Raw genomic sequence first — 12889 nt, 5'->3', positions numbered from 1 at the left:
TTTTAGGATCCTACCAGGTTTGATCCAATTCGGATATGTGTCGCTCCCTCTTCTACAGCCAGCTGATAATCATTGCTCATGCCCATGGATAAATAGTCACATGGAGCATATGGCAACTTTTTCGCCTTTATGTCATCTCTCAATGATGCCAGTTGCTTGAAAATACGCCGCAGCCGATGCTCATCCTTAATATGTGGTGCCATCGTCATAAGTCCAACCACCCGAACATTTTCAAAAGCTTCCAATTCCTTAATAAACGAAAGCGTGTCATTAGGAGATACACCATGTTTCGAATCCTCTCCACTGACATTCACCTGGACAAAACAATCAACCGGTTCAGCTGCACGCTTATTAATTTCTTTAGCAAGCGAAAAACGGTCCAGCGAATGAATGGCATCAACCTTACCGACCACTTCTTTAACTTTTCTGGATTGCAATGTACCGATAAAATGCCATGATGCTTTATCCTGTATGTATTCATGTTTTTCGAGAAAGCCGTCAAGCCGATTTTCGCCAAGATTTGAGATTCCTGCCTCAATCGCTTCTTCCGTTCGTTCAATTGTAACATATTTCGTGACAGCAATTATGGTAATTTCTTCAGGATTTCGATTACTTTTTTTACTGGCTTGTTCTATATTTTGTTTGATATGACGCAAATTAGTTGCTACATCCATTATACCCATCGTCCTCCCCGATTCAATCATTCTTCATAACCAATGTAGCCCAGCATTCTCCCCGTTTTTCCCTGATCGCGCCGATGCGAAAAAAACAGTGCTTCATCGCGAAATGTGCAATAGTTTGTTACATCTATATTATGACGTAAAATACCATGTTGTAAAAGGATTTCTTTGTTTAATTGCTTTAAATCAAGCAGAAATCGGTTATTCCCCTGTGACATAACTGCTTTATCGAATAATTCATCCGGAATTTGACTGGCAACCTGATCATCGACCTCATAGACATCACCGGATATGCATGGGCCAATTGTTACTAAAACATCAGCCGGATCCGCACCAGCCGATTGCAGCGCTTCAACCATTTTTTGGCCAATACGGTGAACGGTCCTTTCCAGCCGGCTGTGCAATACCAATATATTCGGATGGAGGATCAAAGAAATAGATTTGGAACACAATCAGCAAAAAACGCTGTACACAATATGCCTTTATGATCAGTAATCAAGCCATCTGTTTTCTTTAGCGATGTACCGTATTCTGCAGCCCCTTTTCCTTTGTCCTGACTTGTCACGACATGGACATTTGTCTGATGGGACTGTTCTCCGGAGACCCACGATTCCAATGGCATTATGAACAGTGTCCCCAGCACTCGTCCGATTGGTGATCACCTTTCTGAAATTCCGGCACATGCCAAACAAGGTCATTTGTATCAAACGGGGGCTTCGCTGTTAACCGCCCTTTCGCGTGTAAAACCTGCTTTCCAAACCGGGATTCAGCTGTTGCCATTTGTCAATCACCATATTAGCTGTCGTCTGCTGCTGAAATGGTTCTGTCATTGTCTCCCCCCTTAATCAACTGAATATGCTGTACCATTTCTATCATATTACACGATATCGAGCAATTTTCTGATCCGGATAAAGAGAAGGTGATGTTAGCTCCCTGACCAAAATGATGTCCTCCTATCACAACCAATTATGGTTCCAGGGAATAATCAAGTTCATCAGCTTTGCCAAATTAAAACCGGACTTTTATCTTTTAATTACCCAACTACCAACGCCGTTATTCATGCCATTGTCCCCGTCTATTTCCAGATCGGAAATGTGTCCAAGCCTCTTGCCGTCATTCATCATAATAACCTCTTTTATTTGCAAGTCGGATAATGTTATCACTGGGAATCACCTGCCTTATGTTAAATTATTATATGCAGACAGATGCCTAAAATATTATTGATTCCCTTTTTATTTAGGCTCTCTCGTAAATTCTATAAGTTCTTAACCCCAGTTGATGTAAACTGCGACGTACTGAAAAAATTCGTGTGCAATAACACCGCTCCGAAATACGCTCCGCTAGTGTTTGATTTTTCTGTACATGAATGTTCTCTTCATTAGGACAGGAACACGACACGAGCTGCGGAAAAGTTGCGCTCCGCTGAATGAAGTTTCACTTTATGGATTTTGTGCAAAAACGACAATCTTTGGGAAAACAGCTTTTTTTATTTATAATCGTATCGAAATTGGAAAAGGGGTCGTCAAAAACAAAAATTTAATAAAAAAATTTTTACATAAAAACGACCCCAAATTTGAATTTTGGCGTCGATTTATAGTAGTTGAAAGATATTTCAATTGTTTTGGCGTAATGGCCTAATCCCTCATTTCTGGAAAAATTGGTTGAAATTGACTGTTTTATCACTCACGGACTGAAGGTTAAGTCCGAATATTTCCTGATTTCACTTCGAAACATTTCTTTGTTCACTGGTCAATCGCTGCTTTTTCAAGACGGGAAACCTGAGCTTGAATATACCGATTTCATCAGCAACCTCCATTTGGGTCTTTCCCTGAAAAGAAACGGTTATTTCAGAATCATTTTTCACGATCATCGAGCTGATACATGCCTTCTTTCAAGGATGTTTATCAACAAAGCGAGTCTTTATCTTATCATCGCTTCAGCTGATCCATAACATAAATCGGGTCGCCACCGTTCATTATAAATTGGTTTCGAATAGTGATACGGATCCGTTATGGCATCCATTTGCAAAAACAATATCAGAATGATCGACATCCATTTCTTCTGCTATTTCCATTGCAGTTGGCTCTTTGGATGTTTTGCTGATTTAATTTTCTTCCTGACTTGAAGGCTTATATTGCCGTTATCTCTTAAAGACCTGGATACCCTGATTTGGTTGTTGTCACGAAGATTATCGTCTTATCGCCTATGATCATCGGTACAGCATAAGTTGAAAAACTTTTACATTATGACTTAAATCGAAATTATCAATTGATTTCATGAGTCCGATACAACCAACCTGGAATAAATCATCACCATATTCACCGCGATTATTAAAGCGCTGAATAACACTTAGTACGAGACGCAAATTTCCATTCACCAGTTCTTCGCGTGCGGTTATATCACCATCTTGCATTTGTTTAAATAATTCACGCATTTCATCGTTTTTCAACACAGGTAATTTTGATGTATCAACGCCGCAGATTTCTACTTTATGTTTTGTCATATTCTACCCTCCCGTTGGAGATGCTGTTCATGAGCAGTATCTCCCCATAGGAGGTTTTTATGCAAGCCTGTTCTGGTCTATAAACGATGCTAAAACGCCTTCAAATCATGCCAGAGTAAGTTCATAACCATTTATTAAATTCTTTTTGCAGCCGGCGTATGATTTTTCTCTATCGGAAATATAAGATTTTTGGAAATCCCTAACATATCAGCTACATTCTTTTTTTTTGTGTTTTTTCTTCCTGACCAACAAGCCAAACGGAAGTTCCATGATTTTTTTTTTCACGTGCATTCAGCTGTGAAAGTGCATTCTCAGTAAGTGTTTATCCACATTTGTTTTCAATATCTCTGGTTATAATATCTTCATCTGTTCCCATTACATCCGAGAGCAACAATTCATTGCCGTCCCAATCAATGTTTAATGGTTCATCAAAGGAGATTTCGGATTTCAGTTTATTATTTCTTCTCAGATACATTAGTATTTCATTTTCAATACACCGTGATGCGTACGTCGCCAGTTTAATTTTTTTCTTTCTGGATTTAAAGGTATTTGACGCCTTGATCAAGCCGATGTACCAATACTATCAGATCTTCTATATTGATCCCCCGTATTTTTCAAACTTTCTGGCGATAATAGACGACTAATCGTAAATTACGTTCAATCAGCATTTGCCCTGCAGATTGATCCCCATCAGGAAGCAGTTCCAATAAGCGTTTCTCTTCTTCTTTGGATAATGGCGGCGGAAGTGCTTCACTGCCGCCTATGTAATAAATCTCATCCGTTTTGAGACCTAGCTTAAACAGTATTTTTTTATTACCACCATAAACGTTATACGAAGTCTATGAGTTTTCAAATTAAGTCGCTCCTTTTAGCTTTTTATTACAGCCAATGGCAGTATAAGCTACATTGGTCAATCGTCATGCATCGTTTTTAGATTAAGCCGAGGCAGTACAGCCATTTTATTAATTTTGGATTGTAATAGGCAATGAAGACTGATCTTTTGTCAGTCCGCAAATTGAATTCCAATCAGGAATTTGTGCGTAACGATTTTCTCATCATGTAAACAATCGACATATTTATCCGGTTTAATAGCCATCATGAAGTACGATTGCCTTCAAACACCTTGAAACGGACGATTCTGAATCCTCTTTCCCAATCACCTGGAGTTTTCAAAGTCCAAATTGTCATGAGCAATCTCAGCATTTCCCATTTCATTGCTCCGAAAACCATTGCTTTAATAAAAATTCATCACAAATGTAAACCGGTTTTTCGTCAGTGGATCTGTCAGTTGATTGCCACTATCAATATAAGCTGTTGTGGATTTTACTGATTTGCCGAATTTGAATCGTTGACCGGACATAACTGTCATATCGATTTTTTTTGCTGCATGCTTTGTCCATACGCGATTTTGTGAAATACCAAACGAGCGGGAAGCAGGTACGACAAACAGCCAGCTTATCGGTCACCATAACCGCTATCAAATGTGAGAATCCCACTTTGAAGTCAGACCAATCGGATTTGAAATAGAAAGTGTATTGCGATCAATCCACCCCCTATAGAAAAAGTTGTAAAAATAAATAAAAGCAGCCAAATTCAACATCTGTGATAGATTGAATATATCGAAAGCTGCATAAATAATGATGACGGAATACATCAGTTTACCTATCAGACCTCGTAAAAAAGATCGGGATAATTAAATGGACAGTGGAACCAATAAAGAAGCGATAAACGCACCAAACATGATCTGAGCTTTCTTGTGCTGTCTTTCGCCAATGCCTGTGTGAGCAAAGAATAACATCATATCCAAAAAAAATTTTAGTAGCCAGACAGCATCAGATAAATGGTCCACACGCTATTTCTTTCTTCCTTGGTAAAATCCCTCTGGAAAATGAAGTAGTATATTGGACAGCAAAGTCTGTCACTTCATGTAGGCTTAATGGGCTAATTTTAACTACTTATCGAATAACTTGTCGTTTAAAGTTTAAGCAGTCAGGAATAGTACTATATAGTCATGAGAAATAAAAAAAAGCAACCAGACTAAAATCTGATTGCCCCTGTGTTGAATGGTGTTTAGCGGTTGCGGTTGCGATTACGCAAGAATGTAGGAATATCAAGTTCATCGTCCTGTGTATTAGGGCGGTTGTTTTGCTGGTTTTGTCCTTGCTCATGCGACGTCTCATCTGGAGCCTTTGTCGCTGCATGCTGGTTATGCTCAATAACCGGACGCTGGCGCGGTTGATTATCTTCTTTCTGACTTTCATCAAAACCGGTTGCAATCACCGTTACAATAATTTCATCTTTCAGGTTTTCATTAATAACTGAACCAAAGATAACATTCACTTCGTTATCGGCAGGCTGATGTTCACGAGTCGGCTGCTTCCTGAACTCATAAAGACTCAGATGGTACCGCCTGTTATGTTCATCCAGAATTCCGAGCCCCATTCGATTGATGTTCCAGAAGAGTGATGAAAAATAGCTTTTTTGGCGCCTCTGCCGCTCGATTTTCACCAGTTGCAATCCGATTCCCATTAATGCGAGCCTTTATCAACATGATTGTTTTCACGTCGGCAAAAGTCCACATTAATCAACCAGGCTTTTGCAATCAGGTCGGAATACCTTGTTACACCTTGCCGTAATACATTTGTCCGCTTCACGGAATGCCTCGAGCATTTTGTGTTTTTTTTATCAACGATTTCAAAGGAGACGATCATTCGGGATAACAATTAACGTATCCACACTCGATTTCAAGAATCAATTCCCGAGACAGCCTGGGTTGACTCTTTACCCTCAAATGGAGGGCGGTCACAACGCCCTACTGTCAAAGCACCGATTCTTTAAGCTATTGGGAATCACCGAGGCTGCACCTGTTCCGTACTCCTTCCCATTTCCGGCTGTCACAAAAAATCAATATCGGCACCCTGTAATGCTTCTTCCAATTGTTCTTTATTCTCCTCAGCTCTTTTCTGCCTACTCCGGATTTGCGCCTGCACCTAACCGCGTGTTCAGTTTCCGCCAATCTGTTAATTTCGTTTCTGCTTTTGATAGATTCAAAGCCTGAGCATCAGTTGTTGACAGCGATGAATTTCAACACCCTTACACCATGTTCAATCATGCGGTAAACCGCATTTACTGCCGCCACCGCCTACACCAATTTACTTTTTATCGTTGAAGTGATCCATATTTGTTTCAAACCTTCTAACATTATATCCGTTCCTTCCTAATATGCTTGGATACAACGCATTAATACGTTTCTTCTAATAGTCGACATATCCGAAACTAAGATTCATAAGTAAAACTTCTAGTAATCTCATCTGTTAATTCAAAGAAATATTTTAAACAAATTCGCGATTTTGATTTCTTTTTTTCTTTTTTCCTTTAGCCGGTGCATCCAATTTCCTGAGTTTTTCGTACGTTTTGGTTTCATTTCATTTTGATTGACAGCGACTGAAGGTAAAAGTTCTTTTCCTTGTATTTTCGCATTACGATAAGCAAAATTGCAAGATACCAATTCCGGGCAAGTTAAACTGTTCCTTTACACCTATGTAGTCAGGAATCGCTACCCGGACATTGGTTTGAAATAAATTCCTGTGCCAGTTCAATACTCCCGGTATTTTCATTGTACACCTGTCAGAACGGTATCCACCCAGGTAATTTGGCTGGAACCCATTTCGTTCTGATTTCACGTCTCTGCATAAGCGAGATTTTCTTCTAATTCTGGCTTCGATCATGGTCAGCAAATTTTGCAAGCTTGATTATACGTTTTCCTTTGATTACTGCCTATAATTGATACTTCAAACGTTTCATCCTCCTGGGCATCATCATAAAAAGCATGGCCATAATTCACTTTATTATCTTCCGCCTCTTCAGTGGAGGTTCTCAGTCCAATTGATAAATCCTTCGTGATGTTGTCACCGCCTAACGGAACAACACTTGTACCGGCTAAATGATCGTTTTCAAATACAGAAACAGTTGTGGAACCCCCACCTACATCAATTAATGTGACACCCAGATTTTTCTCATCTTTTGATAAACCGACTGTCCCGGCTGCAAGGGGCTGCAAACAGATATCAGAAATGTGCAGATCCGCACGTTCCACGCATTTCAGCAGGTTATGTAAAACAGTTTTGGAGCACGTTATGATGCTTCCTTCCATTTCCAGCCTGACACCAATCATCCCACGTGGATCAGTAATTTCGTCCAAACCATCAACAATAAATTGTTTCGGTATGACATCAATGATTTCGCGTTCCGGGGGGATGGAAACGACTTGCGCACCATCAATCACGCGTTTGATATCTTCATCACCGATTTCGCGATTCTCGCTTTGGACTGCTACAACACCGTGGCAAGACTGCAACTGTATATGGTTCCCGTTCACACCAACAACCACACTGTCAATTTGCATACCGACCATTCGTTCTGCTTGTTCGACAGCACTTCGAATGGACTGTACGGTTTGATCAATATCAATAATGGCACCTTTTTTCATGCCATTCGATTTTGCAGTGCCAACCCCAATGATATTCAGGGAATCGTTTAAAACTTCTCCAATAATTACTTTAATTTTTGATGTACCTATATCAAGACTTACTAGTATTTCGCTGTTGTTCAAAGAAAGGCACCTCCTGATTCAGAAGCATCTGATATATATTACCTTAATGAGATTGTTCAAAACATCCCGTAAAAATAACGCATCTTAAATCTTCAATTATATGATGACACGTCTTTCAGGAAAAACCCGGCTGCCGCCTCATCTTTCCAGAAGCCGGACATAAGGGGGCGGATCGGGCAAAATTTCCGTGTTAAAATGTCACCCTGAACTTTATCATTTCCTGCTTTACAAAAAGGAAACACTTACGAAGCAATTTTCGCTGTGGAGCTTACCCTCTCCTGATGTGTATAAGCCTTTAGTCTATTATTTTAAAGGAACAGGCAGAAAAAGAAAATATATAATAGTTATTTCTACAAAAAAACAGTAAAATCCTTTTAATTTCATAATTTTATCAAGGAAATATTTACTTATTGTTCAGTTTCATCACTGGATTCCGACCCATCGGGATCTTCTTCTGCCGTTGTATTGAATTCCTCAAAGTAGGCACCTGCCCCGATATGTATAATCCCCTTACTTTCCGGATCCAGCTGGGAAACAATTGAAGGGTAAATACTCATTTTATCAGCAAAATTTCTGATGGTTCCGTCGACGATATAACCATCATTCATATAAAGAAGAATTTTGTGCTGATTACCATCACTTGGCTGCCAGTGGACTTCTGATATCAGCTCCAAAATGCTTTCTGATAGATTTTTCAGCTCCTGGGTCATTTGTGTTAAATACTCTTCATCAGAAAACCCAAGGAGGAGCGGTGCTTTTCCGCTGACAGTATTTTGCTGTAATTCTTCAAGAACCTTACCATTGCCCAGGACCGGATAATAATTTTCATTTTGCTGAACATAACCGACATGACCAAATTCATTAACATCAATCTCAATTGTCCAAGGTAATTGCCGATTCACTTCAACGTCTTGAATAACCGGATTTTCGTTAATCGTTTGCTTTGCATTCGATTCACTGACCGTCCAGATATTCGTTCCCTTTGTAATGCCGCTTTGCTCAATTACCTCATCATTTTCCACAAACGAATTTCCTGAAACTTCAATCGTTCTCACATGACTTAGGGGTGATTGAAGATAAACAATAATGGAAATCAGAAAGAAAAAAATAGAAAGATAAAATATAAGACGGCGATTTGCCTTCTTTTTTCGCTCCTGCTTTAACGTTGGGATCCGATCTTCAATTGAAACTACATTTTTTTTCCCCATTTCTATTTCTTCCTTTGTCTAATCATTGTCATTTCAAGGCATATGGCTTTTTATTCAATCCGCAGCCTGAACTCACTATGATACCCAGTCGCATTACAAACTCGTTCGAAAAAGTACTTTCTTTTATCGAGGTGTCAGTGTAATCAGAGCTGCAAAGAGCTAATAGTAAATTTTCTATCTTATTTAAAAGACTTTTAGAAACAGCCAAATGCAAAGAATAAAACGGCATTATTAGGATGCCGTTACACTATACTTGATTAAATTATATCATATCTTTCAGTTGAATACGTAGTAAACTTGTATCAGATTCAATAAATATTTACCAGAAAACTGCCTATAATTTTGAATACCTGCTAATATTTAATAACATGCCTGCAGAACATAGCGTTAATGTTAACGATGAACCGCCATAGCTTAAAAATGGAAGGGTAATACCTGTTACAGGAATCAAACCAATGACAACACTGATATTTATCATGACCTGTATTGTCAGCATTGAGACGATACCAAGCGCCAAAAATCTTCCATAAGCATCCGGCGCCTCCAGTGCCGCCTTAATACCACGCCAAAATAACAGCGCAAACAAGCCAATCATAAAGGTGCCGCCCAGAAATCCCAGCTCTTCTCCGATTATGGAGAAAATAAAATCGTTTTGAGGCTCCGGCAAATAAAAATACTTTTGTATGCTTTCACCTAAACCAAGCCCCATTAAACCACCCGGGCCGACAGCATATAATGATTGGATAATCTGAAAGCCATCCCCCAATGGATCCTCCCACGGATTGATAAAAGCAGTTATCCGGCTTATCCGATATGGAGCTGATAATATCAGCAATAGAAATCCGATGATACCAACACCGGCAAGGCCCAAAAAATGCAGCAATCTTGCCCCGGCAATATAAATCATCACCATGCATGTCCCCACCAGCACGACACCAGTACCGAGATCCGGTTGCAGCATGATGAGTCCGAATGCTGCAAACACCAGAATAAGTGATGGGAGGAACCCTTTTTTAAAAGATGTTATATGCTTTTGCTGAACTGATAGATAGGCTGCCAAATAAATAATCAGACCCAGTTTCATAAACTCAGATGGCTGAACACTGAACGCGCCAATCCCTATCCAGCTTTGTGCCCCGCCACGTTCCATACCAATACCGGGAATAAGCACAATCAACAGCAGAAAAAAACACGTAAACAAAATGATTTTACTATACTTTTTCCACGTACTGTAGGGAATAGCCATAAAAAAGAACATCCCGACAATACCAATACCACAAAACAAGAGCTGCCGTTTTAGATAGAAAAATTGATCGGCATACTTATATTCAGCCCACACATATGAAGAACTGTAAACCATGACTGCACCGACCAAAAGCAATGACAGTATCACAGCCAATAATGTATAGTCAGGTGCATATTTGGATTTAATCCTGCGAAACAAAAAAACACCCCGTTTCCCGATTTGGAATAGGGGCTATCAGCATTTTTCCGACTTCTGACTTCCGACATCTGACTTCTGCTTATACAAGCCCCTACAATAATGTATGCACGGCTTGTATAAACATGTTACCTCTTTCTTCAAAAGTTTGATATTGATCCCAGCTGGCACATGCAGGGGATAGCAGCACCACGTCATGGCGTTCTGATAGATTATAAGCCTGCTCAACAGCATCTTCCATATTTTCAGCCCTTTCTATGAAAGGTATGGCTGCTTCACGCGCAACCCGGCTCATCTTATCCTTCGTTTCACCAATCAGGATAATCCCTTTCACATTCTTCAAAAACGGCTTTAAATCATCAAATTCATTACCGCGGTCAAGACCGCCCGCAAGCAGGATAACGGGCTGTTTGAAGGAACTTAATGCTTTTTGTGTTGCCAGTATATTTGTTGCTTTGGAATCATTATAAAACAGACGATCATTAATCCTGTTGACGAATTGAAGCCTGTGCCTCACGCCCGCAAACGTTGTCAGCACGTTATGAATTGCCTGGTTGGAAGCACCGCTTAACTTGGCTGCGCAAATGGAAGCAAGGACATTTTCCAGATTATGATCGCCTGCCAGTACAATGTCCTGCTTATCCATTAATTTTTCATTTTTAAAGTAGATGCTGGTATCATCCGCCCACGCCCCGTTTTCAACCCGCTTTCTTAAGGAAAACGGTATTTTGACCGACCTTGCAGACGTAACAGCCTCTCTCACAGTCTTATCATCTGCATTATAAATTAAGAAATCATCAGCTGTCTGATTGGCAAATATGTTACATTTAGCATTTTTATAATTCTCAAATGTTTTATGATAGTCAAGATGGGCGTGAAAAATATTTAAAAGAACAGCTATTTTCGGTTTAAATCTTTTAACACCCATCAATTGAAATGAGGAGAGTTCAAGAACCATTTTCTCATTTTTTTCCAATGTCTGGGCAACCTCTGTTGCAACATAACCAATATTCCCCGCGACTTTGACCGGTTCGCTACTTTCCTTAAGCATCTCAGCGGTTAATGTTGTTGTCGTCGTTTTGCCATTTGAACCGGTTATACCAATTGTCGCGGTTTCCGATAAATTGCCGGCAAGTTCGATTTCAGTAATCATGGGAATATCCCGTTTGCAGGCTTCCTGCAATAATGGTGTATCATAAGGGATACCCGGGTTTTTAATGATGATTTCCACCCCATCCAGTACTGATATTGGATGGGAACCGGTGATCACTTCTGCTCCCATTGACTTCAGTTCATCAACAATTGCATCTGTTTCATCCGCATTTTGATCATTCACCCGAACGTTTTTGCCGTTTTGCAATAAAAGCCTGGCAGCAGCGGTACCACTCTTCGCCAGACCCAGCACGAGTACATGACTATAAGGGAAGTTCGTTAGTTCCTTCAAGCTATCCACACCTCAATATAAATACCGAGCGCTGCAAAAATCAGGCCGATAAGCCAGAATGTGGTTACGACACGCCATTCCGACCATCCAAGCAATTCATAATGATGGTGCAGCGGACTCATTTTAAATATTCTTTTACCTGTTGTCTTAAATGAAATGACCTGAATGATCACCGAGAGTGTTTCAATGACAAATACACCGCCGACAATGATCAAAATGATTTCCAGTTTCGTTAAAATGGCTATAGCAGCAATGCTTCCGCCCAAGGCCAATGATCCTGTATCGCCCATGAATACTTTGGCAGGGTGCGCATTAAATACTAAGAAACCTAATAAAGCACCGACTGTTGCTAATGCAAAGATCGTTACCTCATTTTGCGGAAATCCATACCAGGCCAAAACACCAAATGCGCCAAATGCTATGGCAGCAGTTCCAGCCAAAAGTCCGTCCAGGCCATCTGTCAAGTTCACGGCGTTGGATGCACCGACCAGCATAAAGACGGTCAGCAGTGCGTATCCCCAGCCCAGTTCCCATTGGATCGATGTACCCGGAATCTGGATATAAGTAGCATAATCATTGTAATGTAAAATAAAATAAAAAATAAATGCAATCATCAATTGCCCAACCATTTTTTGTTTGGATGTCAGACCAAGGTTCCGTTTCATGGCAACCTTAATAAAGTCATCCAAAAACCCCAAAAAACCGTATCCCACCAGCACAAAAATAAGCAGCCACATTTCATAACCGATGGAGCCGGCGTTATATTTGCTTACCATAATGATCGTAGTGATTGTGACACTAATTACGATCATAATTCCGCCCATCGTTGGTGTCCCTGTTTTCTTAATATGTGACTGCGGACCTTCTTCCCGTATACTTTGCCCGAACTTCAGACGTCGCAAAAATGGAATAAAAATTGGTGATAGAAGGACGGTAATCAGAAATGCTATTGCGATGGTCATCATTAATACGTATATATTCACTATTCTTCCTCCTCTTGC

9 protein-coding genes and 4 pseudogenes are annotated in these 12889 nt (G+C 40.1%); all 13 read right to left on the bottom strand.

Annotated elements, in window-relative coordinates:
* Positions 1 to 2: 2 nt before the first annotated feature.
* Positions 3 to 674: a YggS family pyridoxal phosphate-dependent enzyme gene (locus tag Len3610_RS04440; RefSeq protein WP_176446890.1), complete on the bottom strand. Its 672-nt coding sequence runs from the start codon at positions 672 to 674 to the stop codon at positions 3 to 5.
* Positions 675 to 700: 26 nt separating this feature from the next.
* Positions 701 to 1132: a laccase domain-containing protein gene (locus tag Len3610_RS20645; RefSeq protein ID WP_255259792.1), complete on the bottom strand. Its 432-nt coding sequence runs from the start codon at positions 1130 to 1132 to the stop codon at positions 701 to 703.
* Complete coding sequence (locus tag Len3610_RS20640; RefSeq protein ID WP_255259791.1) at positions 1108 to 1302, bottom strand: laccase domain-containing protein; 195 nt, start codon at positions 1300 to 1302, stop codon at positions 1108 to 1110. Before Len3610_RS20640 ends, Len3610_RS20645 begins: the two co-directional genes overlap by 25 nt.
* Positions 1303 to 1702: 400 nt before the next feature.
* Positions 1703 to 1843 (bottom strand): PRC-barrel domain-containing protein, encoded by a 141-nt coding sequence (locus Len3610_RS04430; RefSeq protein WP_176446889.1) that lies wholly within the window; start codon positions 1841 to 1843, stop codon positions 1703 to 1705.
* Between the two features lie 579 nt (positions 1844 to 2422).
* Positions 2423 to 3183: pseudogene (sigG, locus tag Len3610_RS04425) on the bottom strand (RNA polymerase sporulation sigma factor SigG).
* Positions 3184 to 3304: 121 nt separating this feature from the next.
* Positions 3305 to 4006: pseudogene (locus Len3610_RS04420) on the bottom strand (sigma-70 family RNA polymerase sigma factor).
* A 411-nt stretch (positions 4007 to 4417) separates the two neighbouring features.
* Entirely contained in the window at positions 4418 to 4633 is a 216-nt protein-coding gene (locus tag Len3610_RS21675) for a hypothetical protein (RefSeq protein WP_369693678.1), read from the bottom strand.
* A 620-nt stretch (positions 4634 to 5253) separates the two neighbouring features.
* Positions 5254 to 6335: pseudogene (locus Len3610_RS04415) on the bottom strand (cell division protein FtsZ).
* Positions 6336 to 6502: 167 nt separating this feature from the next.
* Positions 6503 to 7795 (bottom strand): annotated as a pseudogene (gene ftsA, locus Len3610_RS04410) (cell division protein FtsA).
* 407 nt (positions 7796 to 8202) lie between these two features.
* Positions 8203 to 9003, bottom strand: coding sequence for a cell division protein FtsQ/DivIB (locus Len3610_RS04405; RefSeq protein ID WP_176446888.1), 801 nt, complete (start codon positions 9001 to 9003; stop codon positions 8203 to 8205).
* A gap of 334 nt (positions 9004 to 9337) precedes the next feature.
* A complete protein-coding gene (gene spoVE, locus Len3610_RS04400) occupies positions 9338 to 10447 on the bottom strand; it encodes a stage V sporulation protein E (protein WP_176446887.1) in 1110 nt (369 codons plus the stop codon).
* Positions 10448 to 10538: 91 nt separating this feature from the next.
* A complete protein-coding gene (gene murD, locus Len3610_RS04395) occupies positions 10539 to 11888 on the bottom strand; it encodes a UDP-N-acetylmuramoyl-L-alanine--D-glutamate ligase (protein ID WP_176446886.1) in 1350 nt (449 codons plus the stop codon).
* Positions 11885 to 12871, bottom strand: a complete 987-nt coding sequence (gene mraY, locus Len3610_RS04390) for a phospho-N-acetylmuramoyl-pentapeptide-transferase (RefSeq protein WP_176446885.1) — start codon at positions 12869 to 12871, stop codon at positions 11885 to 11887. Before mraY ends, murD begins: the two co-directional genes overlap by 4 nt.
* Positions 12872 to 12889 lie beyond the last annotated feature (18 nt).

Origin of the sequence: Lentibacillus sp. CBA3610, assembly GCF_013373365.1 — a bacterium.
In the GTDB taxonomy this organism is placed as follows: Bacteria; Bacillota; Bacilli; order Bacillales; family Amphibacillaceae; genus Lentibacillus.
Note: the sequence above shows the minus strand (reverse complement) of the source record. Positions and strands in the feature narration are given on the sequence as shown.